This is a genomic window from Burkholderia sp. PU8-34 (assembly GCF_053427725.1).
Map to the genome: position 1 here is coordinate 84,652 of NZ_JBSAXC010000007.1, position 26,253 is coordinate 110,904.

The 26,253-nt window shown below is 66.7% G+C and carries 26 protein-coding genes; 14 read left to right on the forward strand and 12 right to left on the reverse strand.

Features of this window, described 5'->3' with window-relative positions; translation table 11 throughout:
- Nucleotides 1-177: 177 nt before the first annotated feature.
- Together ACV22Z_RS18380 and ACV22Z_RS18385 are read right to left on the reverse strand one after the other, a co-directional pair.
- Complete coding sequence (locus tag ACV22Z_RS18380) at nt 178-780, reverse strand: DUF4142 domain-containing protein (RefSeq protein WP_448077710.1); 603 nt, start codon at nt 778-780, stop codon at nt 178-180.
- Between the two features lie 161 nt (nt 781-941).
- Nucleotides 942-1,337, reverse strand: coding sequence for a BON domain-containing protein (locus ACV22Z_RS18385; protein ID WP_448077711.1), 396 nt, complete (start codon nt 1,335-1,337; stop codon nt 942-944).
- A gap of 218 nt (nt 1,338-1,555) precedes the next feature.
- Between ACV22Z_RS18385 and ACV22Z_RS18390 the strand changes: the two genes are divergently transcribed.
- Entirely contained in the window at nt 1,556-2,530 is a 975-nt protein-coding gene (locus ACV22Z_RS18390; protein ID WP_448077712.1) for a sigma-54 interaction domain-containing protein, read from the forward strand.
- 38 nt (nt 2,531-2,568) lie between these two features.
- Here the strand turns inward: ACV22Z_RS18390 and ACV22Z_RS18395 are convergent, their stop codons facing one another.
- On the reverse strand, nt 2,569-3,651 hold the full coding sequence (locus ACV22Z_RS18395) for a glycosyltransferase family 9 protein (protein ID WP_448077713.1): 1,083 nt from the start codon (nt 3,649-3,651) through the stop codon (nt 2,569-2,571).
- A gap of 360 nt (nt 3,652-4,011) precedes the next feature.
- A complete protein-coding gene (locus ACV22Z_RS18400; protein WP_448077714.1) occupies nt 4,012-4,890 on the reverse strand; it encodes a BON domain-containing protein in 879 nt (292 codons plus the stop codon).
- 187 nt (nt 4,891-5,077) lie between these two features.
- Between ACV22Z_RS18400 and ACV22Z_RS18405 the strand changes: the two genes are divergently transcribed.
- Nucleotides 5,078-7,531: an AsmA family protein gene (locus tag ACV22Z_RS18405; protein WP_448077936.1), complete on the forward strand. Its 2,454-nt coding sequence runs from the start codon at nt 5,078-5,080 to the stop codon at nt 7,529-7,531.
- A gap of 206 nt (nt 7,532-7,737) precedes the next feature.
- Here ACV22Z_RS18405 and ACV22Z_RS18410 read toward each other — a convergent pair whose 3' ends face one another.
- Complete coding sequence (locus ACV22Z_RS18410) at nt 7,738-8,655, reverse strand: LysR substrate-binding domain-containing protein (RefSeq protein WP_448077715.1); 918 nt, start codon at nt 8,653-8,655, stop codon at nt 7,738-7,740.
- A gap of 129 nt (nt 8,656-8,784) precedes the next feature.
- Here ACV22Z_RS18410 and ACV22Z_RS18415 point away from each other — a divergent pair, with 129 nt between their 5' ends.
- Together ACV22Z_RS18415 and wrbA are read left to right on the forward strand one after the other, a co-directional pair.
- The gene (locus ACV22Z_RS18415) at nt 8,785-9,510 is read left to right on the forward strand and encodes a pirin family protein (RefSeq protein WP_448077716.1); all 726 of its coding nucleotides are present in this window, start codon (nt 8,785-8,787) and stop codon (nt 9,508-9,510) included.
- 67 nt (nt 9,511-9,577) lie between these two features.
- Entirely contained in the window at nt 9,578-10,180 is a 603-nt protein-coding gene (gene wrbA, locus ACV22Z_RS18420) for an NAD(P)H:quinone oxidoreductase (RefSeq protein WP_448077717.1), read from the forward strand.
- A gap of 117 nt (nt 10,181-10,297) precedes the next feature.
- On the opposite strand, the gene ACV22Z_RS18425 is transcribed toward wrbA, so the two are convergent.
- The 3 genes from ACV22Z_RS18425 to ACV22Z_RS18435 all read right to left on the reverse strand — a co-directional run bounded on the left by ACV22Z_RS18425 (nt 10,298) and on the right by ACV22Z_RS18435 (nt 11,883).
- A complete protein-coding gene (locus ACV22Z_RS18425; RefSeq protein ID WP_448077718.1) occupies nt 10,298-10,603 on the reverse strand; it encodes a hypothetical protein in 306 nt (101 codons plus the stop codon).
- 177 nt (nt 10,604-10,780) lie between these two features.
- Nucleotides 10,781-11,515 carry an LrgB family protein gene (locus tag ACV22Z_RS18430; protein ID WP_448077719.1) on the reverse strand — a complete coding sequence of 245 codons (735 nt, stop codon included), beginning with the start codon at nt 11,513-11,515 and terminating at the stop codon, nt 10,781-10,783.
- Nucleotides 11,512-11,883, reverse strand: a complete 372-nt coding sequence (locus ACV22Z_RS18435; RefSeq protein ID WP_448077720.1) for a CidA/LrgA family protein — start codon at nt 11,881-11,883, stop codon at nt 11,512-11,514. Before ACV22Z_RS18435 ends, ACV22Z_RS18430 begins: the two co-directional genes overlap by 4 nt.
- A gap of 146 nt (nt 11,884-12,029) precedes the next feature.
- Here ACV22Z_RS18435 and ACV22Z_RS18440 point away from each other — a divergent pair, with 146 nt between their 5' ends.
- Nucleotides 12,030-12,620, forward strand: coding sequence for a GNAT family N-acetyltransferase (locus tag ACV22Z_RS18440; protein ID WP_448077721.1), 591 nt, complete (start codon nt 12,030-12,032; stop codon nt 12,618-12,620).
- Nucleotides 12,621-13,029: 409 nt separating this feature from the next.
- On the opposite strand, the gene ACV22Z_RS18445 is transcribed toward ACV22Z_RS18440, so the two are convergent.
- Together ACV22Z_RS18445 and ACV22Z_RS18450 are read right to left on the reverse strand one after the other, a co-directional pair.
- On the reverse strand, nt 13,030-14,493 hold the full coding sequence (locus tag ACV22Z_RS18445) for a mechanosensitive ion channel domain-containing protein (protein ID WP_448077722.1): 1,464 nt from the start codon (nt 14,491-14,493) through the stop codon (nt 13,030-13,032).
- Between the two features lie 411 nt (nt 14,494-14,904).
- Nucleotides 14,905-16,755 (reverse strand): winged helix-turn-helix domain-containing protein, encoded by a 1,851-nt coding sequence (locus tag ACV22Z_RS18450; protein ID WP_448077723.1) that lies wholly within the window; start codon nt 16,753-16,755, stop codon nt 14,905-14,907.
- Nucleotides 16,756-17,453: 698 nt separating this feature from the next.
- On the opposite strand from ACV22Z_RS18450, the gene ACV22Z_RS18455 reads away from it, so the two are divergent.
- Nucleotides 17,454-18,095: an HD domain-containing protein gene (locus ACV22Z_RS18455; protein WP_448077724.1), complete on the forward strand. Its 642-nt coding sequence runs from the start codon at nt 17,454-17,456 to the stop codon at nt 18,093-18,095.
- A gap of 139 nt (nt 18,096-18,234) precedes the next feature.
- Nucleotides 18,235-18,888, forward strand: a complete 654-nt coding sequence (locus tag ACV22Z_RS18460; protein WP_448077725.1) for a hydrolase — start codon at nt 18,235-18,237, stop codon at nt 18,886-18,888.
- Here ACV22Z_RS18460 and ACV22Z_RS18465 read toward each other — a convergent pair.
- Together ACV22Z_RS18465 and ACV22Z_RS18470 are read right to left on the reverse strand one after the other, a co-directional pair.
- Nucleotides 18,882-19,022, reverse strand: coding sequence for a hypothetical protein (locus tag ACV22Z_RS18465; protein WP_448077726.1), 141 nt, complete (start codon nt 19,020-19,022; stop codon nt 18,882-18,884). The two genes, ACV22Z_RS18460 and ACV22Z_RS18465, sit on opposite strands and share 7 nt — an antisense overlap.
- A gap of 77 nt (nt 19,023-19,099) precedes the next feature.
- The gene (locus ACV22Z_RS18470; RefSeq protein WP_448077937.1) at nt 19,100-19,522 is read right to left on the reverse strand and encodes a DUF3331 domain-containing protein; all 423 of its coding nucleotides are present in this window, start codon (nt 19,520-19,522) and stop codon (nt 19,100-19,102) included.
- A gap of 572 nt (nt 19,523-20,094) precedes the next feature.
- Between ACV22Z_RS18470 and ACV22Z_RS18475 the strand changes: the two genes are divergently transcribed.
- From ACV22Z_RS18475 to ACV22Z_RS18505, 7 genes are all read left to right on the forward strand, one after another.
- Nucleotides 20,095-20,916 carry an alpha/beta fold hydrolase gene (locus ACV22Z_RS18475; RefSeq protein ID WP_448077727.1) on the forward strand — a complete coding sequence of 274 codons (822 nt, stop codon included), beginning with the start codon at nt 20,095-20,097 and terminating at the stop codon, nt 20,914-20,916.
- 210 nt (nt 20,917-21,126) lie between these two features.
- A complete protein-coding gene (locus ACV22Z_RS18480) occupies nt 21,127-21,429 on the forward strand; it encodes a DUF4148 domain-containing protein (protein ID WP_448077728.1) in 303 nt (100 codons plus the stop codon).
- A gap of 484 nt (nt 21,430-21,913) precedes the next feature.
- Nucleotides 21,914-22,186, forward strand: coding sequence for a UBP-type zinc finger domain-containing protein (locus tag ACV22Z_RS18485; protein WP_448077729.1), 273 nt, complete (start codon nt 21,914-21,916; stop codon nt 22,184-22,186).
- 143 nt (nt 22,187-22,329) lie between these two features.
- Nucleotides 22,330-22,812, forward strand: coding sequence for a VOC family protein (locus ACV22Z_RS18490; RefSeq protein ID WP_448077730.1), 483 nt, complete (start codon nt 22,330-22,332; stop codon nt 22,810-22,812).
- Between the two features lies 1 nt (nt 22,813).
- Complete coding sequence (locus ACV22Z_RS18495; RefSeq protein ID WP_448077731.1) at nt 22,814-24,040, forward strand: FAD binding domain-containing protein; 1,227 nt, start codon at nt 22,814-22,816, stop codon at nt 24,038-24,040.
- A gap of 85 nt (nt 24,041-24,125) precedes the next feature.
- Nucleotides 24,126-24,485 (forward strand): DUF485 domain-containing protein, encoded by a 360-nt coding sequence (locus ACV22Z_RS18500; protein ID WP_448077732.1) that lies wholly within the window; start codon nt 24,126-24,128, stop codon nt 24,483-24,485.
- Nucleotides 24,482-26,119, forward strand: a complete 1,638-nt coding sequence (locus tag ACV22Z_RS18505) for a cation acetate symporter (RefSeq protein WP_448077733.1) — start codon at nt 24,482-24,484, stop codon at nt 26,117-26,119. The genes ACV22Z_RS18500 and ACV22Z_RS18505 overlap by 4 nt, the downstream gene beginning before the upstream one ends.
- Nucleotides 26,120-26,253 lie beyond the last annotated feature (134 nt).

Genomic DNA, 26,253 nt, shown 5'->3' on the forward strand with positions numbered 1-26,253 from the left:
CGGCGCGCCGCGCTTCGTCACGTCCGTTCGACACCTGGCCCCGCGCGACATGACGCCCGACACGGACTACGTGCGCGCGGGCCACGAGGACTGCCATCTCGCCATCCAGAACCGCGCCCGGATCACCCGCAACGCACTCGAAGCCGCGCGCGGCCCTCAGGTTCAACGACGCACACGCTATGGCGCGCCCACTTTGCGTGCGAGCGCCTGCGCCATCGTCAGATGGTGCCTGAGCACCGGCAGCGTCGCCTCCGCGAACGCGCGCAGGTCGGGGTCGCGGCCATCCCGCGCTTCGTCCTCGAACAGCCGGATGGCGTTGCGATGCACATCGGGCCCGACCACGGCCACGTACGCATCGTCGAAATCCCGCCCGCTCCTGTCGCGCAGCGCTTCGACGTCGGGATCGACGATTCGCCCCGCCTGCGTCGGCACGCCCTTGCGCGCGGCGAGCTGCTGCAACTGGTCGTTCGTCCTGCCGTGATCGTCGACCATCCGCTTCGCGAAGGCGCGTACGTCCGGCGACGGCGATTTTTCGAGTGCGAGCCGGCTCGCCTGCATTTCGCTCTTGCCGGCAAGGCCGGCCCTGTCGACAAATTCGGCATCGGCAGGTTGCGGCGGCCGGGCGATGCGCGCATCACCCGGCCCCGGCGACGTGTCGATGATGCCGCCAGGCACATGCGAATCGGACGCGGGCGGCGCGCCCTGCATTTGCGCGGTGCTGGCATACGCGCCAAGCGCGCCGGCCGCCAGCACCGCGAGGGTCCGGATGCTGGGCTTCATTCGATGCCTCCTTGACATGACCGCATTTCGGGTCGCCGGATCGTCGGGCCGCGCCGGTTGACGGTGACATGCCGTCACGGCTGCAACGGGATCACGATCGCCTGTTCGCCGACCGGTTCGAGCGTGCCGTTCATGAATGGGCGCCTTGCCGGGCCCAGCCGTCATTTCGGCCGGATCGTCAACTGGTCGTGCACGTCCTGCACGCCTTCGATCTGCTTCACGGTATTGACCGCGAGCGTGCGCTGCTGCATGTCCGGCACGCTGCCCGTCAGCACGACGTTGCCGTGCCGCGTCTTCACGTGGATGTCGCCGGACGACAGGTTGTCCTTGCCGACGAGCGCAGCCTTCGCCTTGGTCGTGATCTCCGCGTCGTGGATCCTGGCGCCGGCCGTCGCTAGCGTGGACTTCACGTCGTTGTCGTTGTCGGCGGCCACCGCCACGTGCGGCGCTGCGGCGGCGCAGAATGCGGCCGCCGTGAGCGCGACCGCCGCGCCGAGCCGTTTCGATGGATGATGCTTCAGCCATTCCGTCCAGGCTTGCAACTGTCTCGCATTCATCGTGACCTCCTTTTGTGTTGCCGGCATTGCGCCGATCTGGTCACGGTGCCGCAATTCGCATGCCGCGCCCGCGCTTGCGCGACGCGCCACGCTTTCGCCGCCATCGATCAAATCTATCCGCGCACCCGTCACGCATTGCTAGATTCAATGCCTTTCAGCGCGCGAATCAGTATGCTTTTCAACGGAGAATCGGTTGATTTTTCATCAGATATTTCGCCATGCCGAAACCCGACTATCATGGCGAGCGACTGCTCGGCTCGTCGCACTCGATCCAGACCCTGTTGCGCAAGATCGCGAAGGTTGCGACGACGCATGCCAGCATTCTCGTGGTCGGCGAGACTGGCGCCGGCAAGGACATCGTGGCCCGGCTCGTGCACAACATGAGCACGCGGCGGCGTGGTCCGTTCGTGCCGGTCAATTGCGGCGCCATCCCGCCCGATATTGCGGAGTCGCAATTGTTCGGGCACGAAAAAGGCAGTTTCACCGGCGCCATCTCCCAGCACATCGGCTTTTTTGAAGCGGCGCGCGGCGGCACGCTGTTTCTCGACGAAATTGCCGAAATGCCGGCCGAATTGCAGGTGAAGCTGTTGCGCACGCTCGAATCGAACACGATCACGCGGGTGGGCGGCAACGAGCCCGTTCCGCTCGACGTCCGCATCGTCGCGGCCACCCGTCATGATCCGGTGGCCGCCGTTCAGGAAGGCCGCCTGCGCGAGGACCTGTTCTACCGGATCGCCGCGATCGCGCTCCATGTCCCGGCGCTTCGGCAGCGCGACGAGGACATCAACGACATCGCGCAAGCACTCATCGAACGGTTGAACACGCGGCATTGCACGCGCAAGCGGCTGTCGAGCCAGGCCTTGAAGGCCCTATCCGCGTACTCGTGGCCCGGCAACGTGCGCGAACTGCGCAACGTGCTCGAACGCGCGTTCATCCTCGCTGACGAGCAGATCGAGTTGTCTCTGCCGCGCCGGCTGCTTCCGGGCGACGAGGTTCGCAAGAATGCGATGACACTGCAATTCGGCACGACGCTCCTGCATTCGCAGCAGCGCTTCATCGTTGCATCGCTGAAGCATTTCAACGGCGACAAGCCGCGCACGGCAAAGGCACTTGGAATCAGCCTCAAGACCCTGTACAACCGGCTTGCGTTGATTCCCGAACACGAACGCGACGGGTCCAAGACCAAGCGCTGAGCGCGCCGTCGAGCGCCGTGTCGCACACACGCGGCCGCTTACCGCGCATGGCGCCCCTCCTTGCAGAGCAACTGGTACGCGTGGCCGATCACCTCGTCGACGCCGATCGCCGTCGCGCACACGTGCTCATACGGACACGTATCGAACGTGCACGGCCGGCAGGCGGGATAGACCGCGAGCACGCGATGCCGCTCGCGATCGAACGGCGCCCAGCGGACCGCGTCGCTGCCGCAGGCAATGACGATGCTCGGCGTGCCGAGCGCCGCCGCGATGCAGGACACGCCCGTGTCGTTGCTGACGAGCAGCCGCGAGCGGCCGATCAGCGCCGCGAGCGCGCCAAGCGGCGTGCCGCCGCACAGATTGATGCAGGGCTGCCCGAGGCCCGCGACGAACGCGTCCGCGAGATCCGCTTCGCCGCGCGTGCCGGTCAGCACGATCTGCAGGCCATGCTCTGCGAGCCAGCGCGCGACCCCGGCAAAACGCTCGACCGGCCAGCGCCGCGACGGCATCCGCGCACCCGGATGGACGACGACATAGCGGCCGGGCGTCAGCCCGTACTTCTCGCCGAGCACCTGCCAGATCGCATAGTCGAGGCCGCCGAGCGGAAATTCCAGATAGTCGCCCCAGTCGTCGTAGCCGAGACTGCGCATCAGTTGCAGATACCGCGTGATCTCCGGCTCGTCGGCAGGCCATGGAATTGCGTGGTCGAGCGCCGCGGCGTGGCCGCTGGCCGGCACGAAACCCGCGGTACGCGCCGCGCCGAGCGATGCGACGACGGCATTCGCGTGCTCGCCGCTGCCGTGTAGCTGCAGCGCGAGATCGAACCCGCGCGCGCAACAGGTCGAGCGAAACACGTCTGCGTCCGCGGCGTCAGGCTCGGCCTGCTCGATGAGGCCCGGCCCACCGGGGAACCGGATGTAATCGTCGATATATTCGCCGAATCGTGACGCGAATTCGCGCGCCCACGGCAAGCCGATCAGCGTGATGCGCGCGTTCGGTTCACCGCGCCGCAACGCGCGCAGCGCCGGTACCGCGCAGAGCATGTCGCCGAGCTGCAGCGCCCGGAACACGGCGATGCGGGGCCGGCCGATGGAGTCCGGCAACGGGGGATCGTATGTCATAAGAACCGCACCCTGAGATGCAGCGCCCCGCGCACGCGCCGAAAGCGCAATGCGGGTGGAGATGCACCTCTGTTGAAGAATCGCGACAGGCGGCGTTTGTCGAGGCAAGCGTCGCCGCACCAGATTCAGCGATTTCCATGCCAGTCCATCGCCGCGCCCGGCCCCGCGTCGGCATGGACGTTGCGTCGCGATCACCGGGCGCGCGCGGCGTTTTTATAACCGCGCTGTAATTTCGACCGGTCGGTGCTCGATGCACGCGCGCGTCAGGTGTCGCATCGGTGCGGCGGACAGGCGCGGCAGCGCGAGCGACGGCCGCAATCAGCCGCAATCGGCCGCAATCGCGCGTGATCGGGCGGAATGTCAGCGGCGCGGCTTGCGTCCGGACGCGCCGCCGTCGGGTTCCTGCCGGACGGGATGCGGTGTCGCCGTGACGGTCCGTTGGTCCGGACGCAACACTTGCGCCGGGGCCGGGGTGTCGATCTCGTCGCGATGCACTTTCACCCGATTGTCGACGTCGCGCACGCCCATGCAACTGTCGGCGATATCCTCGATGCCGTGCTTCATCCAGCGCACGGGCACGCTGCCTTCAAGCTCGACCCGACCATCCTGCACCTGGACGCTGACGTCGCTCACGTCGATGTCGAGGGCGTCGGCGAGCCGTTCGCAAACGTCCTCGCGAATACGCTCGTCCGAGCGCGTATAGCCTTTCGGCCCCTGACGCCGGCGCGGGGCGCGGCGTTCGGTACCAGGGCCGCCGAAATGCGGCAGCCCCGGCGCACCGCCGTCAATCCGCGCGTCGTCGAACCATCTCGCCGCGCCGCCGTATTGGCCGCCGCCGTAGCGGGTGTCGTCATACCCGACATGGCGGTCCATACGATGATGTCTGCGCAACGCCGGGGTTTCTCCCCGGTAACCGCCCTGTTCCGCATGGCGGCCGGGATTGCCGTAACTGCGCGGCACGCCGTAGGCGCGCTGGCCGCCGTGCTCCGACCAGGTCATGTGGCGGCGACCGTCGTCATCACCGCGCCGGCCAAAGGCAAGCGATGCGCGATCCGCCCAGTCGCCCCATTCGCTGCCCCAGTCCTCCGGGCCCGACCCTTCGGATTCGAAGCAATATTCGGACTCGTATTCGTCGTCCGGCAACAGCGATTCGTCGTAGTTCGGCGCATCGCGCTCGTCGGCGCCCCAGAACGCGCGTTCGTTGCGCTCCTGCCAGTTCGGCGGGCCGCGGCGGTCCATTTGCCGCGCGGGATATCGTCTTCGCATCGCATCTCTCCTTGATCGGCTCCACCGCGAACTGCTGCATGCCAGCCCGGCCCGGGGAGGCAACAGGCGCGCGCAATTCGCGTGCCGCGTGCGGCTCGAAGCAGGTGCGGGAATACGGCTTGCTGAACACGTCTCCATCGTGGACAACCCGGAGTGGACAATGCACATCGCACGCACGTTCGGCAAGACCGTGGCATCGCTTGCCGTGACCGTCGCGGTGGTGGCCGGCGCGCTGGCGGTCTTTGTCGAGACGTTCGACTGGAACCACGCCCGCCCGTGGATCGATGACAAGGTATCCGAAGCGATCGGGCGGCAGTTTTCGATCAATGGCGATCTGCGCGTGGACTGGCACCAGCCACCGTTCGAGCACGGTTGGCGTGCATGGGTGCCCTGGCCGAGGTTTACCGCGCGCAACATCGTGATCGCGAATCCCGACTGGACCCGCACGAAGGACTTCGCGACGCTCGACGCCATCAGCTTCGACGTGGCCGCCCTACCGCTGATCGACAGGCACATCGTCATTCCGTCGATCGAATTCGCCAATCCGTCGGTCGACCTCGAACGCCTGAAGGACGGGCGCGACAACTGGACGTTCAAGCTGAAATCGTCCGGCCAACCGCGCACGTGGACGCTCGACCTGCATGACATTGCCTTCATGAAGGGAAGTGTCGCCTATTACGACGAGTTCAAGCGTGCCGACCTGAAGGTGGCGATCGATACGCTCGGCCAGCCGATTCCGTTCGGCGACGTGCTCAGGCAGCAGGAGAACATGTCGCGCAAGGAATCGGCAGGCGTGGTCGGTAGCGCGAACGCGACGAAGCTCAACGCGCAAGTGCGGGCCAAGCGCGCGCCTGGCGCGTCGAACGCATCAGGCGCTGCCGCTACTGCCGGCGCATCGTCGGTCACGCCGTCACCCCCGGCTGCTGCAGCCGCGACCTCGGCGGCTGCCGAAACCTCCGGCGCTGCCGCGGCATCCGGCGCGAGCCGTGCGGGCTCGTCATCGGCTCGACGCTCGATCGCGACTTATGCGATTGGCTGGACCGTCAATGGCACGTACAGAAAGATGGCGGTGAGCGGCAACGGGAAGGTTGGCGGTGTGCTTGCGTTGCAGGACGCGCGGCGGCCATTCCCGGTACAGGCGAATATGCGCATCGGCGACACGCGTATCGCGCTGGTCGGCACGCTGACCGATCCGGCGCACCTGGCGGCGCTCGACTTGCGCCTGTGGCTGGCGGGAGTCAGCATGGCGCATCTCTACGAGATCAGCGGCGTCACGTTGCCGGAAACGCGCCCGTTTGCGACCGAGGGCCAGCTGGTCGGCCAGTTTCGTGACGCGGGCAACGTCTTCAAGTACGAGAATTTCACCGGTCGCGTGGGCGACAGCGACCTGAACGGCTCGTTGACCTACGAGGCGCGCAAACCGAGACCGGTGTTGTCCGGGAAGGTCGCGTCGAATCTGCTTCAGTTCACCGATCTCGCGCCGATCATCGGCGCGGACTCGAACGCGAACAAGGCACGCCGCGGTGTGGCCGCGAACCAGCCCGCCAACAAGGCGTTGCCGGTCGAGGCGTTCCGCACCGAGCGGTGGAAAGCGATCGACGCGGACGTCGCGTTCACCGGCCGGCGCATCATCAAGAACGCCAACCTGCCCGTCACGGCGCTGGACACGCATGTCGTCCTGCGCGATGGCGTGCTGGCACTGGATCCGCTGAAGTTTGGCGTCGCCGGCGGCACGCTGGCCTCGACGATGCATCTGGACGGCAATGCCATGCCGCTGAAGGCGCGCGTTTCGATGCAAGTGCGGCACCTGCGGCTCAAACAGCTCTTTCCGACCTTCGCGGTGATGCAGACGAGCCTGGGCGAGATCAACGGCGACGTGGCGCTGTCGGCGACAGGCAATTCGCCGTCGGCACTTGCGGCGAGCTCGAACGGCGAGGTGAAGACGCTGGTCACTGACGGCGCAGTCAGCCGGCTGCTGATGGAGGCGGCGGGACTGAATGTCGCGAATGTGGTGTACGAGAAGCTGTTCGGCAACCGGGACGTGAAGATCAATTGCGCGGCGGCCGATCTGGTTGCGACCAATGGCGTGTTCGAATCGCGCGTATTCGCCATCGATACCGACGACGCCGTGATCGACATGGACGGCAGCATCGATATGCGCGACGAGTCGATGGATCTGCGGATACACCCGCATACCAAAGGCTTCCGCGTGGTTTCGCTGCGTTCGCCGTTGTATGTGCGCGGGACCTTCAAGCAGCCGCATGTCGGCGTTCAGCCGGGCGCGCTGATTGCGCGCGGCGGGGCAGCGGTCGGCCTGGGGTTGCTCAATCCGGTCGCATCGCTGCTTGCGCTGCTTCAACCGAGCCGCAACCGGCCATTGCCGTGCCAACAGATGCTGGCCGACATGGAAAAGCGGCCGACCGCGCCGGCGCCGGGCGTACGAAAGAAGGCGACTGGTGCGCCGGAGTACATGAAGTCGACTTCCGGTGCGTCGGGCGTGCCAGGTGTCGGACGCACAACAGACGCAGCCAGCGGTGTGGCGGCGGCGCCCTCGGAGCCAGCGTCGAAACCGGGCGGCGCCGAAGCGTCACCCTCGACGTTCAAGGGAGACTGATCAGCATCTGATCGGCTCGACCGTGCCACGCGGGCCAACCGCTGGGCTTCCCGGCTGTATGTCCAATCGCCGCACATGATGCGGAGATCAGGCCACGCATTCGCCGCACCGGCGGCTATTCACCGCATATTTTGCGGTGAATAGCCGGTCATTCGCCGCACGCCGCCTTGCCTGTCTACGTTGCCTGCCGCCACGCCCACGAGCAGCTAGGCCCGCGCGTTCGATGCACCCTGCGCATTCGACGCCCCCTGCCCCAGCCGCTCCGACAGGAACCCGATGAACGTACGCAGCGTCACGAACCCTTCCCGGTGCTGCGGAAACACCGCATTCAGCGCCAGCGGCGCCGGCTCGTACGCGTCGAGCACGGGCACGAGCGCGCCGCTATCGAGCGCCGCGCCGACGATGAAGTGCGGCAGCCGCGCGATACCGAGCCCGGCGATCGCGGCGTCGCGCACGACCTCGCCGTTGTTCGCGACGAGCGGCCCCTGCACGTCGAAGGTGCGCGGCGCGCCGTCGATCCGGAACTCCCAGCCCACCCGCCGCTCGTGGCCGTACAACAGGCACGTGTGTCCGGCGAGGTCCGCCGGCGACGCCGGCGTGCCGTGCACGCGCAAATAGGCGGGACTGCAGCACGCCATCATCCGCCATGCCCCAAGCGGACGGGCGACCAGCGTCGAATCCTCGAGCGGGCCGAACCGCAGCGCGAAGTCGAAGCCCTCGCCGATCAGGTCGACGCGCCGGTCCGTCAGGTCGAGATTGAGCCGCACGGCCGGATGCGCGGCAAGAAACTCGGCGATCAGCGGCGACAGATGCGTGATCCCGAACGACAGCGGCGCGCTGATCTTCAGCGACCCGTGCAGCTCGGTGCTGCGCACCGACATCGCCTGCTCGGCATCGGCCACCTCGGCGAGGATCCGCTGCGCACGCCCATAGAACTCCTGCCCCGATTCGGTCACGGCCAGGTTGCGGGTGTTGCGCAGCAGCAGGCGCACGCCCAGCGCCGCCTCGAGCGCCATCGTCCGCCGGCTGACGAATTGCTTCGACAGCATCAACTGGTCGGCGGCCGCCGTGAAGCTGCCCGCATCGACCGTCGCGACAAAGATCCTGAGATCGCCAAGTTCCATATTGTCCACCCGAATGTGACAGTGATTATCCGCAGAACGGTTTATTTGTCAAATCGATTGACCTAAGCTTCATCTCAACGATCGGCCGAGCCCACTTCCGCGGTTCGGCCACTTCAAGGACATACCAAAATGATTGAGATCCGTGCAGCAAACCAACGCGGCCGTGCCGAGCACGGCTGGCTCAGTTCCCGTCATACGTTCTCGTTCGCGAACTACTACGACCCGAAGCAGGTCGGCTTCTCGGACCTGCTCGTGATCAACGACGACCGCGTGATGCCGGGCCGCGGCTTCGGCACGCACCCGCACCGCGACATGGAGATCCTGTCGTACGTGCTCGAAGGCGCGCTCGAACACAAGGACTCGATGGGCACGGGGTCGGTGATCGTGCCTGGCGACGTGCAGTTGATGAGCGCGGGCACCGGCGTGCGGCACAGCGAGTTCAACCACTCGCATGACGCATCCGTGCACTTCCTGCAGATCTGGGTCGGGCCGTCGGAGAAAGGCGCCGAGCCGCGCTATCAGCAAGCCAACATCCCGGCAGCGGACAAGCGCGGCAAGCTGATGCTCGTCGTGTCGCCGGACGGCGCCGACGGCTCGCTGAAGATCCGTCAGGACACGCGGATCTACGCGGGCCTGTTCGACGGCAACGAAAGCGCGACGCTCGAACTGGCGCCGGACCGCTATGCGTACGTGCACGTCGCACGCGGCAGCGTGACGGTCAACGGCACGACGCTCGGTGAAGGCGACGGCGCACGTGTGCGCGGCGAGCAGGCACTGACGCTCGCAGATGGCAAGGATGCCGAAGTACTGGTGTTCGACCTGCGTCCGATCGAAGTAACGGCCGAGTGGGCATAACGCCCGACTCGGATATGACCGGGCCCCGCAGCGATGCGGGGCCCTTTTTCAACGGAGAAATCGCAACATGGCCAAGGTTCTGGTTCTTTACTACTCGTCGTACGGGCACATCGAGACGATGGCCAAACATGTCGTCGAAGGCGCGCAATCGGTTCCGGGCGTCGAAGTGACGCTCAAGCGCGTGCCCGAAACGATCCCCGCCGACGCGGCGCAGTCGATCGGCATCAAGCTGGACCAGGCAGCACCGGTCGCTACGCCGGACGAACTCGCCGACTACGATGCGATCATCTTCGGCACGCCGACCCGTTTTGGCAACATGGCCGGCCAGATGCGCACGTTCCTCGACCAGACGGGCGGGCTGTGGATGAAAGGCGCGCTCGTCGGCAAGATCGGCAGCGTGTTCGCGTCGACCGGCACGCAGCACGGCGGGCAGGAAACGACGATCACGTCGTTCCATACGACGCTGCTCCATCAAGGGATGGTGATCGTCGGCGTGCCGTATGCGTGCAGCGGCCTCGTCAACATGAACGAAATCACCGGCGGCACGCCGTATGGCGCGACGACGCTCGCCGGCGCGGACGGCAGCCGCCAGCCGAGCGCGAACGAGCTCGACATCGCGCGCTACCAGGGCAAGCACGTCGCGGAACTCGCGAAGAAGCTCGCGTCGTAAGCAGACAAAGCGCGGCGGCACTGAACGCGCCGCCGCGCGCGGGCCCGGGCCCGCTACGGCCCCCGATAAGGACCCGATAAGGACCCGATAAGGACCGTTAAGGACCGTTAAGGACCGTTACTGGCCGGGCGCCGACGCCGCGCCGGCAGGCGTCTTGCCAGTGGCCGACTTGTCGCCCGTCAGCGAATAGCCGCTGTGCTCGATCTTGCGCAGGTCCTCGGCATGCTTGGCGCGCTTCGCCTTGCGCTCGGCCTTGCGCTTCGCCTTGTCGAGCTGCTTCTGGGTCGGCGCAGCGGTCGAAGCCGACGTCGCGCCGGGTGCCGCGCCCGACGCCGTATCCTGCGCGAACACGGCCGGCGCGTGCGCCAGCGCCAGACCCACCGACGCTGCTACTGCCAACGTCACCATACGAAGCTTCTTCATTGCAGGATCTCCTTGTCGATTGTTGATTGTGAATCGTGCGCCGGCGGGCGGGCTGCCGGTGGCAGCGTGCGCCCACGGCGTCCACGCAACGTTAGCCGAACACAATCCAAATGTCCTGACGCCAGGCCTGATCTTACGGATAACTTCCGCGATAGGTAGCCGACGCGAACGCGTGCGTCACAGCCAGCGCGACGCGATCGGCAGCAGGATCGGTACGACGAATGCGGTCAGCACGCCGTTCAGCCCCATCCCGAGCCCGGCGAACGCGCCCATCTCCTCGCTGACCTGGAACGCGCGCGCGGTGCCGATGCCGTGCGACGCGACGCCGAGCGCGAAGCCGCGCACCTCGGGTTCGGCGATACGCAGCGCGTTCAGGATTCCGCGCGCGAACACCGCGCCGAAAATCCCCGTCGAGATCACGAGCACGGCCGTCAGCGACGGAATCCCGCCGATCTCCGCCGCCACCGCCATCGCGATCGGCGTCGTCGCGGATTTCGGTGCAAGCGACGCGACCGTCTGGTGCGACGCCCCGAACAGCGCGGCGACGCCGACCGCGGACACGATCGCCGTCAGCGACCCCGCGAGCAGGCCGACGAGCAGCGGCAGCGCGGTGCGCCGCAGCTTGGACCACTGGCGGTAAAGCGGCAGCGCGAGCGCGACCGTCGCCGGCCCAAGCAGGAAATGGACGAATTGCGCGCCCTCGAAATAGGTTGGATACGGTGTGCGCGTGAGCGTCAGCAGCGAGACGATCACCGCGACCGAAATCAGCACGGGGTTCGCAAGCGGATTGAAGCGTGCCTTCGCATACACGGCCTGTGCGAACAGGTACGCGAGCAGCGTGATGGTCAGGCCCAGCAGCGGGCTCGCGGCGAGGTAGACCCAGATCGCGCCGAGCTTCGGGAAAGCGGTCATCGCGTGCCCTCCCCGGGCGCTTGCGCGCGGCGCTGGCGCCTGAGCAGCGCGCGTGTGACGAGCGCGGTGACGGCGATCGCGAGCGTCGTGCTGACGGCCAGCGCCACGACGACCGCAAGCGCATCGCCGCGGACCTTCTCTGCCGACACCATGATGCCGACGCCCGCCGGCACGAACAGCAGCGACAGGTGGCGCAGCAGCTCGAGCGCGGTCGGCTCGATCGCATCGGCGACCTGCGGCCGCAGCATCACGAAGCCGAACAGCAGCAGCATGCCGATCACGGGGCCCGGCACCGGCAGCCCGAACAGGTACGACACGCCTTCCCCCAGACACTGGAAGGTCAGCAATACCGCGAACGCCTGCAGCATGACGCGCTTCTCCTCGAATAGGGCCGCGACGCAGCGCGGCGGGTCTGTTGCATGAAATTGTCCTCGGTCTCTTCCTGTATCGTAGCGTCACTTGCCCGCGGCCTTCCGCCGTGCCGCCGCATTCCCCCGCCACCCTGGACGCCCCGATGACGCCGAATCTCCCGCCTCCCGTTTGCACCGCCCCCGCTCTCGACACGCCACGCCTCGTGCTGGAAGGCCATGCGCCCGCCGACTTCGACGCGCTCGCCGCGATGTGGGCCGACCCCGCGGTCGTCGCGCGCATCGGAACCGGCGCACCGTCGACGCCACGGGAATCGTGGATGCGCATGCTCGCGTATCGCGGGCTGTGGCCGCTGATCGGCTACGGGTATTGGGCGATTCGTGAGAAGGCCAGCGGGCGTTACGTCGGCGATCTCGGCTTCGCGGATTTCCATCGGGCGCTGGAGCCGTCGATCCGCGGCGTGCCCGAAGCGGGATGGGCGCTGGCGTCGTGGGCGCACGGAAAGGGATACGCCACCGAAGCGCTGTCGCACGCGCTTGCATGGCTCGACGCGCAGCGCCGGTTCGAGCGCAGCGTCTGCCTGATCTCGCCCGACAATGCCGCATCGCGCCGGCTAGCCGAAAAGGCAGGCTACGGCCACCCGACGCCGGTCCGGTTCAACGATGCGGACGCGCTGATGTACACCCGGGTCTCGCGATGCGATCGCCCTTCACCATCACCTACAAGCATTCAATGAGCGGCAATATTCTCGATTGACTCTATTTGCGATTCAATCGAGGCAACCTACACTTGGCGCACATCCCTCCTCGTGCCAGAGATCGGATGCATTCTCACTCCGGCCACGGTTTTCCGTGGCCGGGGCTTTTTTACATGCACCGATTGCCGGATTCGACGCGTTCCATTTGCTTCGCACTGCACATGTCCATGCGATCGGGCTTGCATTGGCGCACCGTGCAGGCAGGTGGATCTGCATGCGCCGCTCGGCGGCCAGCAGGTGTTGCCGCGCACGGAAACGATTTCACTTCGCGACGCCGGCGGGCCCCGCGCGTCACTGCCCCGCGGGCGCGACGCCTTTCGCTGCAACGGGCATACCCGGCACGCCAAGTCTCGCTACGGCGTTGCTTGCCGTGAAATCCACCGCCCCATCAGCCGATCGCGTGATGAATGCGCTTCATCTCCTTTTCGAGCCATCCGAGCAGACTGAACGACGGGTTTTCCTGTTCGGCGGGAGGCATCATCACCTTTTCCTCCGTCGCAATATGCTCGGTGAGCGACTGGCACATCAGCCTGCCAAGTTCGGGCTTTTTGCCGATCAGCGGCGACAGGTCGTCGCTGCGCAACTGGTAGACCATCACCGGCGTGACCGCGTAGACCGTCGCGTGCAGCTTCGTGCCGGCCAGCACCACGGACTGGCCGATCGCATCGCCGGGCGCCATGCGCCTGACCTCGACGTTGCCGGACGCGCCCGGCACGACCACCGAGGCCACGCCGGATTCGAGAATCGTCAGCATGCGGGTATCGGAATCCGACGCGTAGATGACGTCCCCCTTGTGGAACCGGCGCGGCGTCAATGCGTCGGCGAGCGTGGTCAGATCAGCTTCGTCGAGATGCCTGAACAACTCGACCGCGCGCAGCAGGCGCAGCCGATGCGACATCGACGGGCTCCCGGCAGGCGGAAACGTCAGCGGCCGCAGCAGCACGCCCGCGGCCGACAGATGCCGGTGCACGAGGTCGTAGAGCCGGTTGCGCACGCTGGACATCTTTTGCAGCGAATCGACGTAGCAGACGAGCCCGTATTCGACCGAATTGGTGCGGAACGCCTTGACGGTGGCGATCGGCGCGGGGCTGGCCAGCACGTCCTGCAAGCTCGCGGCGGCGCGCTCGAGGGCTTCGAGCACGACGGCCGGCCTCACTTCGGGATCGATCTCGAGCGTGAGCGTCACGCCGTGCGTACTCGCGGGCTCGCTCAGGTTGACGATCGTCGCCTTGGCCGCGACGCTGTTCGGCACGACAACCAGGTTGCCGAGGCCGTTGATCAGTTTCGTCGCGCGCCAGTTGCTCTCGACGATCCGGCCTTCGAGCTCGCCGATGGCGACCGTATCGTTCAGGCGGAACGGCTGCGTGGTGTTCAGCACCAGCCCGGAAAACACGTCGTTCAGCGTGTTCTGGATCGCGAGGCCGAGAATCACCGCCATGGCGCCGGACGTCGCGACGAGGCCGCTCAGCGGCAGGCCGAGCACGTAGCCCAGCGCGGCGATCGTGGCCGCGCCGAAGACGGCGCCCGCCGCGATGTCATGGAAGAGCCGCTGCGCGCGCCATGATCGCGGCAACAGCAAGTGATCGAGCACCAGGATGAAGACGATTGCGCACTGCAGCCACCACGCGACGCAGATCGCCTGGATCGCGAGGCGATCGAGCCAGCCGGGCACCGCGGGCACCATGAGCGGGTTGACGCCGTACGCGAACAGCACATAGGTCAGCGCCGCGAATGCCGCGCACCGCCAGATTTTCCTCGCGACGGAATGGCCACGGCCCAGCACACGCCACACGGCGATATCGGCGATAACGATGGGCGCACCATAGGCGACCGCGTGAGAGAGATTCAGCATGTCGGATCGGAATTCGGGCACGGGTTGCGATCGGCGGCGGCGTCCCAATGCAAGCGCCGCGGCCCGTGCGGTTCGCGTGCCGCACCACTGTGATTGCGCTGCAGACATAGCCGCATCGGGTTTCACCTGGCGGTTCCGGCGGACGACGGCCGGCAGCCAATGGCGCCCGGCGTCGGCATCGCGATCGGCCGGACCTCATGCGATCGTCCATGAAGCGACTGTACGCACGCGGGCGCCCAATGTCCTGTCTTCAAGCTGAAATGTTCTGAAATTCGCGGTGGCGATCCGCGGCCCGGCAATCGGAGCGGCAATCGGAGCGGCAGACGGAGCGGCGACGGGGCGCGGCTCATCCGGCAAATGCGGTACGTGCCGTCGCGTGCGACGGCACGCCGGCCCGCGTTCTGCAACGCACTACTGCCCGCGCGGCGGGACCTCGCCTTCCCCTGCTTCGAAGCCGAGCGCATGCACTTCCGCCCATGCGTCGTGCATTGCCTGCATCGGGCCCGCCGAGTGGGCGAGCGCAGCCGCATAAGCGGCGAGCAGCCGCACCCGCGTGTCCGCGGACACCGGCGCGTTCTCCGGATCCTGCATCGCGTCCAGCGCGGTGCGCGCGCGCTCGCGGCATTCGCCTACGAGCGACAGGTCGAACAGGCACGGCACCGCGACGGCTGCGAGTGCGATGCCGACCCGCCCGTCGCCGCCGGACGAGAACGCCCAGTCGAGCGCCGCACGCAGGTTGCCAAGCTCGCGCCGCACCACCTCCAGCCGTGTGGCGCATCGCGCGTCGTCACTGCCTGGCGGCGCCTTCCCGAACAACGCGTGAAAGTAGTTCGCATGGGCCAGTGCCGCGGCCGTGCATTCGCCGTTGTTCTCGAGCTGCTGCAGCGCGTACGCGCGCGTGGTCGCGAGCAGCCGGTAGCGCGGCGCCCCGCGCACGTTCTCGAGGATCACCAGCGATTTCGACACGAGGCCGCCGATCGCGTCGAGCAGATCCGTGCCGGACAGCCCCCGCCCTTCGACGACGTAGCGCACCGCGTCGAGCGAGAAGCCGTCCCGGAACACGCCGAGCGAGCGCAGCAGCAGGCGCTCGGCGTCGCAAAGCAGCCGATAGCTCCAGTCGTACATCGCCTGCAGCGTCTGGTGGCGCGGCAGCGCGGTGCGAAAGCCGCCTGTCAGCAAGCGGAAATGGTCGTCGAGATGCGCGGCGAGCACTTCGACGCCGAGCACCGCAGCACGGGCCGCGGCCAGCTCGATCGCAAGCGGCAACCCGTCGAGGTGACGGCAGACCGCCGCCGTCAGCGTCAGGCTGCGCGCATCCAGCGGAAAGCGCGGATCGGCGGCGCGGGCGCGGGCGACGAACAGCTGCACCGCGCTCGAGTCCATGATCTCGCCGCAGTCGCCGTCCTCGCCCGGCACGTCGAGCGGCGGAATCGGGCGCAGCCGCTCGCCGTGGATGCGCAGCGCCTCGCGGCTGGTCGCCAGCACGCACAGGCCCGCGTGCGCATCGGTGAGCGCGCCGGCGATCTGCGCGGCCGCATCGATCAGGTGTTCGCAGTTGTCGAGCACGAGCAGCATCCGGCGGCCCGCGACGCCCGCGATGACGCCTTCGAGTGTCGGTGCGCCGGCCGCCTGCGCGATGCCGAACGCGCTTGCCAGTGCGTCGGGCACAAACTGAGGGCACGATACCGCAGCCAGCGACACGAACGCGATACCGTCCGGGAAGCGGGCCGCCGCTTGCATCGCCGCTTCGATCGCCACGCGGGTCTTGCCGATGCCGCCCGCGCCGACGAGCGTCACGACACGCGCGCCGTCGAGGGCGGCGAGCACGTCGGCAACCGTATGCTCGCGGCCGACGAGGGCGTTCGACGCGGCAGAGAATCGCCATGCCACCGGCCGTTCGTCCTGCAGGCATCGCGGCGCGGGTTTCCGGGGCGTCTGGGATGTCTCGGCGGGCAACGGCGGCGCATCGTCGTCGTGACTGCCGACCAGCCGATAGCCGCGGCCCGGCACGGTCACGATCAGATCCCGGTCGCCGGCGAGCGCCTTGCGCAGCGCGGCGATGTGCACCTGCAGGTTGTTTTCCTCGACGATCGTCTGCGGCCAGACGCGCTGCATGATTTCGTCTTTCGACACCAGCGCGCCGCCCGCCCGGATCAGCAGCTCGAGAATCTCGAATGCGCGGCTGCCGATGCGCACCGGCTTGCCGTTCGAGCGAATTTCACGTTTGTCGAGGAAGACGTGAAGCGTTCCAATCCGGATCATGTGAAGTGTTTTACCGAAGGCGGTCAACGGTGTCCGTAATGACATGACACCGATTTGGGTCCTCATGCTACGTCATTTGCGTCATTCGATGATTTGAATAATCCGAACTGAATGACCGAATTTTTTGAAGCAATGCAATCTTAATCGATGCGGCACCGTCTGCATTCAGTCCGTGTGCTTGGCGCAGCAATGGATTGGCGCGTGTTGTTACACGTCGCGAAATACAAAATGATTGTTCATCCATAAAGCGGATTTTGTGCCGGCAGTCATTCTGTCATCGGCATTTATTTCATCACCTGTTTAATTCACATGAATGATTCGGATAACCGGCATTCGCGGCATTCGAATTCCGGACATCGCGGCCGGAAATCATGCCGGGCCGGCCGATTCTGTCTGGTCGATCGGCGGGATCGAAGCGTCCGCTCATCCCCTTTCAGAACGTTTCAGATTCGTCTCAGGACATTCAGCGGAGCGCTGCGCGACGATGCATCCCACTGACGGCGCCCTGATGCTTTCCGCGCCCTTTGCGCCTTCCGTTCGCGCCGGACCGCCGGTGCGCTTTCGCGAGAATCGTCCATGACTGCCCATACGAACGACGCGTCGACCGCCGGCACGCCCCTCCACTGCCCGACCATCGCGACGCAGCACGCCACGCGCGCCTGCGTGGCCATCGTCCGCGCGGCGTGAGGAAGACGACCATGGACGAGCGCATTGCCGGCATCCGGATTCCCGACAGCCCGATCGCACAGGCCGCCGCCGCGACGGTGCTCGCCAGCGAACCCGAGATCCTGTTCCGGCACGCGATGCGCGTGTTCCTGTTCGCGTCGATCATCGGCCGGCGGCGCGGGCTCGCGGTCGACCCGGAGCTGCTGTTTGTCGCTGCGCTGTTTCATGACATGGGCCTGACCGAGCGTTACCGGCATTCGCGCAAGCGCTTCGAGGTGGACGGCGCGAATGCCGCCCATGCGTTCCTCGAAAGCCACGGCGTGCCGGCCGAAGCCGCGGCCGACGCGTGGCGCGCGATCGCGCTGCACACGACGTTCGGCATCCACGCGTACATGACGCCGCTGACGGCTCTGCTGGGTGCGGGCGTCGAAACCGACCTGCTCGCGCTGCATTTCGACGAAGTGAGCCGCGCCGAGCGCGACGCCGTGCTGCAGGCATGGCCACGCGGCGCGGGCTTCAAGGAGCTGATCCTCGAAGCCTTCGCCGACGGGATGGCGAACCGTCCCGCAACCGCGTTCGGCAGCGTCTGCGCGGACGTGCTCGAGCGCTGCGATCCGAATTACCGCCGCACGAATTTCTGCGGCCTGGTGCTCGGCTCGAACTGGAAGGATTGAACCGCGCGATTCTGCTTTGATGCGCTGCTTCGATCCCGCGCTTCGATTCCCGTACACACCCCGCTTCGGACAAGCGCCCGCATGCGCATCCGTTCCGGGAACACCGTTTTTTTCACCCAACCAGCAATGGAGATTCACGATGCCCACCGCTAAAGCCCAACCCGGCAAGACGCTGCTCGACCCGACCAATCACACGCTGATCATGATCGACTTCCAGTCGCAGATGTCGTTCGCGACCAAGTCGATCGACGCCGTCTCGCTGCGCAACAACGCCGCGCTCGTCACCAAGGCCGCGAAGGAATTCAACGTGCCGACGATCCTCACGACCGTCGCCGAGAAGAGCTTCTCGGGCCCGATGTTCGAGGAAATCACGTCGGTCTTTCCGGAAGAGAAACTGATCGACCGCACGTCGATGAACACCTGGGAAGATCCGCGCATCGCCGAGCGCGTCAACGCGATCGGCAAGGACCGCATCGTGCTGGCCGGCCTGTGGACGTCGGTCTGCATCGTCGGCCCGGCGCTGTCCGCCATTGACCAGGGCTTCGAGGTCTACGTGATCGCCGACGCGTGCGGCGACGTGTCTGACGAAGCGCACGAGCGCGCGCTGCAGCGCATGATCCAGGCCGGCGCACGCCCGATGACGTCGCTGCAGTACCTGCTCGAACTGCAGCGCGACTGGGCACGCACGGAGACCTACGTGCAGACCACGACGACGGCTGCGCAGCACGGCGGCGCATACGGCCTCGGCATCATCTACGCGAAGACGATGTTCGGCGCGAGCGAAGGTCACTGACCTGCATTGACCTGTATGCGGCGGCGCGCCGGCCACGACGCGCCGCCGCATACCCGCACCAGGATGATCGGCCGTCCGGCGCCCTGATCCCTGTCGTGGATCGCAACGCCGTCGCGGCTCGTCGACGTGCGCATGACGGTTTTCCTGGCGATTGGAGAAGCGCGGTTCCGACCCGCGTCCGGCGGGTTGCGCCACGACAGGCGCAACCGGATCAGGGTGAGGTCAGGCGGACGACGAGCCGGTTCAGTTCGGTCGCAAGGATCATCTCCGTGCAATTCGCCGGGCGCTTCCCGCCGCGCCATTGCGGCTTGTAGATCGCGTCGCCGGCATGAATCACCTGCCCGCTCAGCGCACAGCAGCCGCGCAGGCGGGACTTCGCGCTGATCCAGCGTTGCTCGTCGTAGCGGCAGCGCGTCGGATCGCTCCACGACACGAGTACCGACGAATCGGTCTGCCGCTCGACGGCGACGATCGAGGTTCGACTGTGCGAGCGGCCGCTCGACGGCGCCGGAGCGGCGGCGCGGCTGGCACGGGAACTGCTCGCGTCGCGGCCGTGCGGCGACATCCGGCGCGCCGCATCCGGCGGCGGGCAGAGGTCGGTGACCATGCGCTCCCAACGATTGAAGGCGTTCATGAGGGCGTTTCCTGGCAAATGGCGCGAGCTCCGGGGCGTCTGCGTCGGCGTCAGCATCTGCGTCCGCCTCGCTGCGATCGTCGCCCCGCGACAGGAACCGGCAACGATTCGTGCCGGGGGCGACCCGAATATCACGATAGTGCACGCGCGCTGAAGTGTCCTTTTTCCGCGCTTAAATTTTCTTGCGGTTTGCGGTCCGCATGCACCCCCGGCATTCAAGATATTTAAGCGGAATTTCAGTACATCCGGCCCCGCCCGGATATAGGCTCCGACCTGCGCTTGCTGCCGTCGCGCGTGTTCGATGCGCGGCGTCGCACGCCTGCCGGTCGCCGGGCAACGCCGCCTCGCGCCGGCCAGACATACCAATCCGTTCGACGCGGCGTCATCCAGCCGCACGCTCAAGGAGCCCCATGCGTCCTACGCACACCGACGCCGTTCCCTCGACCCGGCGCCGCGACATGCTGCTCGCCGGCGCCACCGCCGTTGCCGCCGCCGCGCTGCCCGCGGCGGCCGCTGCGGCCGGCGCGCCAAAACATGCCGGTACTTCTACTGCCCATCACGGAGCTAATGCGATGAACACGATCACGACGAAAGACGGTACTCAGATCTACTACAAGGACTGGGGCTCGGGCCGTCCGGTCGTCTTCTCCCACGGCTGGCCGCTGTGCGCCGACGCGTGGGACGCGCAGATGCTGTTCCTCGTGCAGCACGGCTATCGCGTGATCGCGCATGACCGCCGCGGCCACGGCCGCTCGGGCCAGCCGTCGCACGGCAACGACATGGATACCTACGCGGACGACCTGGCCACGCTGATCGACGCGCTCGACCTGCGCGAGGCGACGCTCGTCGGCCATTCGACGGGCGGCGGCGAAGTCGCGCGCTACATCGGCCGGCATGGCACGAAGCGGGTCGCGAAGGCAGTGCTGATCGGCGCCGTGCCGCCGCAGATGGTTAAGTCGGCCACCAATCCGGGCGGCCTGCCGATGGAGGTGTTCGACGGGATCCGCAAGAACGTCGCCGAGAACCGTTCGCAGTTCTACAAGGACCTCGCGACGCCGTTCTTCGGCTTCAACCGGCCGAACGCGAAGGTGTCGCAAGGCACGATCGACGCATTCTGGTCGCAGGGCATGATGGGCGGCGTGTACGGCCAGTATTTGTGCGTCAGGGAATTCTCGGAAGTCGACTACACCGAGGACCTGAAGAAGATCGACGTGCCGACGCTCGTGCTGCACGGCGACGACGACCAGATCGTGCCGATCGACGACTCCGGACGCCTGTCGGCGAAGATCGTGAAGAATGCGCAGCTCAAGGTGATCCCGGGCGGCTCGCACGGGATGTGCGTCGTCAACGCGGACCAGATCAACACGGAGCTGCTCGCGTTCCTGAAGGCGTAACGTCGCGGCTTCATGCGCCGGGCGGCGCTGCCGGCGCACGGGCGGATCGGCGAATCCGCCTGCAGGACCGCCCGCCGTGGCGATTGTGCTCGTCACGACAAATGTCTGTGAGCCCGAACGTGATTTTTCTTGCGTGCGAACCTGCCTAAGATGCGTTTCATCGGGCGCGATGCCGCGCCGATCCAGAAACCCGCTTCGCAGGAGGCCGCCATGAAGTCGCTGATCCATCTCGTTGCCGCGGCTGCGGCGCTGTCCGTTTCCGTTGCGTCGTTCGCGCAGACCGACGCTCCGGTGACACGTGCGCAGGTGCGCGCTGAACTGTACCGGCTCGAACAGGCCGGCTATCGCCCGTCCGCCGAGGAGCCTTACCCGGCAGAACTCGACGCCGCCGAAGCGCGCGTCAGCGCGCAGGATCCGAGCGGCATCGGCAGCAACGCTGCGCCGGTCGCGCAAGCAGGACGGACGGCAGTCGCGGCAACGTATTCGCAAGATTTGCCGGTTTCCGGTCAATAACCCGAGGCGTCCGACACTGAACGATCCTGAACGAAGACGACGACGGAGCCGGCCGTTCATTCAGCCGGCTCATTCGTTCTTTCGCGCAATCCTTCAGGTTGTCTAAATATTATTATGTTGCCCCGGCCCATTGCGTCACATAGATTGGATTCGACGCCAATCCGTATAGCCGGAACCTGCCCGCGCGCATCATGATGCTAACCGGGCATCTCGTCGACGCGTTTCGCGGCGGCGTGTGCACCGGCCATGCGCAAGCCCCGGTCGCGGATGCTGCGGCGGTCTCGCGCATCGCGCATCGGCGCACGTCGGTCGCCGATGCAGGAGCTGCCGCATGAGTCACGATGCCGGCCGGGACGACGGATCGATGCAATCGCACCGATCGTGTTGATACCCTTAATAACAATTCAGCCTCGCCAACGAAACGACCGTACAGAATGGAATGCAGTCCCGCACGCAATGCGCGGACTCAACCACGGAGTTGACGATGGCCACGACCTGCACCCATCTCGGTGACGCGCGCATCCTGCGCACCGACAAGGACTACTGCGAAGCCTGCGTGAAGTCCGGCGGGCGCTGGGTCCATCTGCGCATGTGCCTGACGTGCGGGCAAGTCGGCTGCTGCGATTCGTCTCCGAACCGTGATGCGAGCAGGCATTACCAGGAGACCGGCCATCACCTGGTCCGCTCGATCGAACCGGGCGAGCGCTGGGTATGGTGCTACGCGGACGAAACCATCGCCGGCGAGATCGACCCGTAAGCGAATGCCCCCGCGCGGCCCCTCATTCCGCCCCTTCCCCCACCAAGGGTTAACACCGCTGCTTCCCGGCTTTGTCACGCCGGTTTTTTCGACTATAGTTTATCGCACGATAAGTTATCTCTCGATAAATAGCGAGGTACTCCATGTCCGTAACCAAACTTGCGCACTACTCGATCCGCACGCTCGATCTCGAGAAATCGTGCCGCTTCTATGAACGCGTGCTCGGCTTCAAGCGCGGCTACCGCCCGCCGTTCGACTTTCCCGGCGCCTGGCTCTACAAGGGCGGCGACGAAGGCGACTACGGGACGGTCCACATCATCGGCGTCGATCCGGACAGCCCGGGCGGCCTGGTCGCCTATCTCGGCGACAAGGACGTGTCCGCGACCGGCACCGGCACCGTCGACCACATCGCGTTTCTGGCCACGGGCGTCGAAGCGATGTGGGACACGCTGCGCGCCGAGGGAATCGCGTGGCGCGACCGCACGGTGCCGAGCCTCGGCCTGCATCAGGTCTTCATCGAGGATCCGTCGGGCGTCACGATCGAACTCAACTACCCCGCTGCCGAAGTCGCTCAACTGAGCATCCCGGAACCGGCGGCACAGCACACGGGAACCCAAGGAGACTGACATGAACAACAGCACCATGACGAACCGGAAGGCGGCCATCATCGGCGGCTCGCTGGGCGGACTCTTCACCGCGAACCTCCTGCTGCGCAACGGCTGGGACGTCGACGTGTTCGAGCGCGTGCCGGAAGAACTGTCCGGGCGCGGCGCCGGCATCGTCACCCATCCCGAACTGTTCGACGCGATGCTCGCCGCCGGCGTTCGCGTCGACGAATCGATCGGCGTGAAGGTGGAATCGCGCATCACGCTTGCGCAGGACGGGTCGATCGTGTCCGAGCGCCGGCTGCCGCAGACGCTCACCGCGTGGAGCAAGATGTATCACGTGCTGCGCGCGGCATTGCCGGACCAGCACTACCACGCGGGCGCCAGCGTGACCGGCGTGGCCGACGGGCCGGACCGCGCCACCGTCACGCTGTCCGACGGCTCGGTCGTGCATGCGGACCTCGTCGTCGCGGCGGACGGCTTCCGCTCCGCCGTGCGCGAACGCTTCCTGCCGGACGCCCGGCTCCAGTACGCCGGCTACGTCGCGTGGCGCGGCCTCGTCGACGAACTCGCACTGTCGGACGCCACCCGCGCAGCACTCTTCGGGAATTTCGCGTTCGGCCTGCCGCCCCGCGAACAGATCCTCGGCTATCCGGTCGCCGGCCAGGGCAACAGCACGAAGCCCGGCGAGCGGCGCTACAACTTCGTCTGGTACCGGGCGACCAGCGAAGACAAGGACCTGCCGAACCTGCTGACCGACGAGACCGGCAAGCTGTGGTCCGGCGGCATTCCGCCGACGCTGATCCGCCGCGAAGTGCTCGCCGACGTCGAGGAGGCCGCGCACACGCTGCTCGCACCGCAGTTCGCGGAGGTCGTATCGCGCGCCACCCAGCCGCTGTTCCAGCCGATCTTCGATCTCGAAGTGCCGCAGATGGCATTCGGCCGGATCGCGCTGCTCGGCGACGCCGCATTCGTCGCGCGGCCGCATTGCGGGATGGGCGTCACCAAGGCGGCCGGCGACGCGATGGCGCTCGTCGCGGCGCTCGCCACGCGCGGCGACACGCTCGATGCGCTGGCGGAATACAGCGACGTGCGCACGCAGTTCGGCATCGCGATCGTGCAGCATGCGCGCCATCTCGGCGCGTACATGCAGGCCCAGCTCCAGAACGAAACCGAACGCGAGATGGCGGAGCGCTACCGGACGCCGGAAGCCGTCATGCGGGAAACCGCCGTTCCGCCGCAGTTCTGATCACGGGCGGGGGCATGCGCACGCCGGCGTGCCTGCCGCTCCCGCCACCCACCCGCTGCAACGCATTCGACACGAAGGAGACATCGTGGACCACCCCATCCCGGCCGCCGCAGGCGCCACCCTCGACATGGACGCGTTCGCCCCCGCGACGCATCCGCTGCTGAGCAACCCGCGCTTTCGCGATCTGGTCAGAAGACGCCGGACGCTCGCGTGGTCGCTGACGATCGCGATGCTGGCGATCTATTTCACGTTCATCCTCACGCTCGCTTTCTCGCCCCGGCTGCTCGGGCAGCCGATCGTCGAGGGCCAGCCGGCCACGTGGGGCATCCCGGTCGGCTTCGGCATGTTCGCCGTGACGTTCGCGCTGGTTGCCGTGTACGTGTTCCGGGCCAATTCCGTTCACGACACGATCGTCGCATCCATCCGCCACGGAGACGCGAAATGAAACGCCTGCTCATCGCGTCACTCGCCGCACTCGGCACATGGCCTGCTTTCGCGGCCGAACCCGCGTCGGTCGCACACGGACACAACCCGGTTGCGATCGGCATGTTCCTGCTGTTCGTCGCGTCGACGCTCGTCATCACGCGCTGGGCGGCACGCAAGAATCACAGCGTGGCCGACCACTATGCGGCCGGCGGCAAGATCACCGCATTCCAGAACGGCTGGGCGATTGCGGGCGACTACATGTCGGCGGCGTCGCTGCTCGGCATCTCGGCGCTCGTGTTCACGAGCGGTTACGACGGCCTGATCTATTCGATCGGCTTTCTCGCGAGCTGGCCGATCATCCTGTTCCTGATCGCCGAGCCGCTGCGCAACCTCGGCAAATACACGCTCGCGGACGTGGTGTCGTACCGTCTTCAGCAGAAGCCGATCCGCGCGTTCGCGGCGTCGAGCTCGATCGTCATCGTGCTGCTGTACCTCGTGTCGCAGATGGTCGGCGCGGGCAAGCTGGTCGAGCTGCTGTTCGGCCTGAACTACACCGCCGCGGTGCTGGTCGTCGGCGTGCTGATGGTCGTCTACGTGTTCTTCGGCGGCATGCTCGCGACAACCTGGATCCAGATCATCAAGGCCGTGCTGCTGCTCGCCGGCGCGGCGTTCATGGCGGTGATGGTGCTGAGCCGCTTCGGCTTCAGCCTGAATGCGCTGTTCGCGCAGGCGATTCTCGTGCATCCGAAGCACATCGCGATCATGAGCCCGGGCGGACTCGTGTCGGATCCGGTGTCGGCCGTCTCGCTCGGTCTCGCGCTGATCTTCGGCACCGCCGGCCTGCCGCACATCCTGATGCGATTCTTCACGGTCGGGGACGTGAAGGCCGCGCGCAAGAGCATCCTCTATGCGACGGGGATCGTCGGCATCGGCTACGTGCTGATCATCATCATCGGCTTCGGGACCATCGCGCTGGTCGCGTCGGATCCGCAGTATCACACCGCGTCGGGCGCCGTGATCGGCGGCGTGAACATGGTCGCGATCCACCTCGCGCACGCGGTCGGCGGCAACGTGTTCCTCGGCTTCATCTGCGCGGTCGCGTTCTCGACCATTCTCGCGGTGGTGGCCGGCCTGACGCTGGCCGGCTCGTCGGCGATCTCGCACGACCTCTACGCGAACGTCGTGCGCGGCGGCAACGCGTCCGATCGCGAGGAAATGCGCGTCGCGCGCGTGACCACGCTCGTGCTCGGCGTGCTGGCGGTGCTGCTCGGCATCGCGTTCGAGAAGCAGAACATCGCGTTCATCGTCAGCCTCACGTTCTCGATCGCGGCCAGCTCCAACTTCCCGGTGCTGCTGCTGTCGGTCTACTGGCGCGGGATGACGACGCGCGGCGCGGTCGCCGGCGGCATGCTCGGGCTCGTCACCGCCGTGACGCTGACCGTGTTGAGCCCGACCGTCTGGGTGCAGGTGCTCGGCCATCCGCACGCGCTCTATCCGTACGAGTATCCGGCGCTGTTCTCGATGGCCGTCGCGTTCGTCGGGATCGTCGTCGTTTCCGTCACCGACAGGTCGGCCCGCGCGACGCGCGAGCGCGCGCTGTTCGACGCGCAGCTCGTCGAATGCGAGATGGGCATCACTCAACACGGCGGCTGATCCGCCCGACACAAGCGTTCTGCAACAAACCGGAGACACCACCATGCATTGCACCTGTTGCGCGTCGCCTGCCCGCCGGCGCCTGCTCGGCACGTTCACCGCGCTGGCCGGCGCGGTCATCGCCGGGCGCGACT

Bases quoted from the DNA above. Each gene is read 5' to 3' on its own strand.
- ACV22Z_RS18425 (WP_448077718.1), bottom strand. From the start codon at position 10,603: ATGAAGAAGCTTCGTATGGTGACGTTGGCAGTAGCAGCGTCGGTGGGT.
- ACV22Z_RS18490 (WP_448077730.1), top strand. From the start codon at position 22,330: ATGTCCGTAACCAAACTTGCGCACTACTCGATCCGCACGCTCGATCTC.
- ACV22Z_RS18440 (WP_448077721.1), top strand. From the start codon at position 12,030: ATGACGCCGAATCTCCCGCCTCCCGTTTGCACCGCCCCCGCTCTCGAC.
- ACV22Z_RS18505 (WP_448077733.1), top strand. From the start codon at position 24,482: ATGAAACGCCTGCTCATCGCGTCACTCGCCGCACTCGGCACATGGCCT.
- ACV22Z_RS18395 (WP_448077713.1), bottom strand. From the start codon at position 3,651: ATGACATACGATCCCCCGTTGCCGGACTCCATCGGCCGGCCCCGCATC.
- ACV22Z_RS18400 (WP_448077714.1), bottom strand. From the start codon at position 4,890: ATGGACCGCCGCGGCCCGCCGAACTGGCAGGAGCGCAACGAACGCGCG.
- ACV22Z_RS18480 (WP_448077728.1), top strand. From the start codon at position 21,127: ATGAAGTCGCTGATCCATCTCGTTGCCGCGGCTGCGGCGCTGTCCGTT.
- ACV22Z_RS18390 (WP_448077712.1), top strand. From the start codon at position 1,556: ATGCCGAAACCCGACTATCATGGCGAGCGACTGCTCGGCTCGTCGCAC.
- ACV22Z_RS18450 (WP_448077723.1), bottom strand. From the start codon at position 16,755: ATGATCCGGATTGGAACGCTTCACGTCTTCCTCGACAAACGTGAAATT.
- ACV22Z_RS18435 (WP_448077720.1), bottom strand. From the start codon at position 11,883: ATGCTGCAGGCGTTCGCGGTATTGCTGACCTTCCAGTGTCTGGGGGAA.
- ACV22Z_RS18405 (WP_448077936.1), top strand. From the start codon at position 5,078: ATGCACATCGCACGCACGTTCGGCAAGACCGTGGCATCGCTTGCCGTG.
- ACV22Z_RS18380 (WP_448077710.1), bottom strand. From the start codon at position 780: ATGAAGCCCAGCATCCGGACCCTCGCGGTGCTGGCGGCCGGCGCGCTT.
- ACV22Z_RS18430 (WP_448077719.1), bottom strand. From the start codon at position 11,515: ATGACCGCTTTCCCGAAGCTCGGCGCGATCTGGGTCTACCTCGCCGCG.
- wrbA (WP_448077717.1), top strand. From the start codon at position 9,578: ATGGCCAAGGTTCTGGTTCTTTACTACTCGTCGTACGGGCACATCGAG.
- ACV22Z_RS18455 (WP_448077724.1), top strand. From the start codon at position 17,454: ATGGACGAGCGCATTGCCGGCATCCGGATTCCCGACAGCCCGATCGCA.
- ACV22Z_RS18475 (WP_448077727.1), top strand. From the start codon at position 20,095: ATGAACACGATCACGACGAAAGACGGTACTCAGATCTACTACAAGGAC.
- ACV22Z_RS18445 (WP_448077722.1), bottom strand. From the start codon at position 14,493: ATGCTGAATCTCTCTCACGCGGTCGCCTATGGTGCGCCCATCGTTATC.
- ACV22Z_RS18385 (WP_448077711.1), bottom strand. From the start codon at position 1,337: ATGAATGCGAGACAGTTGCAAGCCTGGACGGAATGGCTGAAGCATCAT.
- ACV22Z_RS18495 (WP_448077731.1), top strand. From the start codon at position 22,814: ATGAACAACAGCACCATGACGAACCGGAAGGCGGCCATCATCGGCGGC.
- ACV22Z_RS18470 (WP_448077937.1), bottom strand. From the start codon at position 19,522: ATGAACGCCTTCAATCGTTGGGAGCGCATGGTCACCGACCTCTGCCCG.
- ACV22Z_RS18410 (WP_448077715.1), bottom strand. From the start codon at position 8,655: ATGGAACTTGGCGATCTCAGGATCTTTGTCGCGACGGTCGATGCGGGC.
- ACV22Z_RS18460 (WP_448077725.1), top strand. From the start codon at position 18,235: ATGCCCACCGCTAAAGCCCAACCCGGCAAGACGCTGCTCGACCCGACC.
- ACV22Z_RS18465 (WP_448077726.1), bottom strand. From the start codon at position 19,022: ATGCGCACGTCGACGAGCCGCGACGGCGTTGCGATCCACGACAGGGAT.
- ACV22Z_RS18485 (WP_448077729.1), top strand. From the start codon at position 21,914: ATGGCCACGACCTGCACCCATCTCGGTGACGCGCGCATCCTGCGCACC.
- ACV22Z_RS18415 (WP_448077716.1), top strand. From the start codon at position 8,785: ATGATTGAGATCCGTGCAGCAAACCAACGCGGCCGTGCCGAGCACGGC.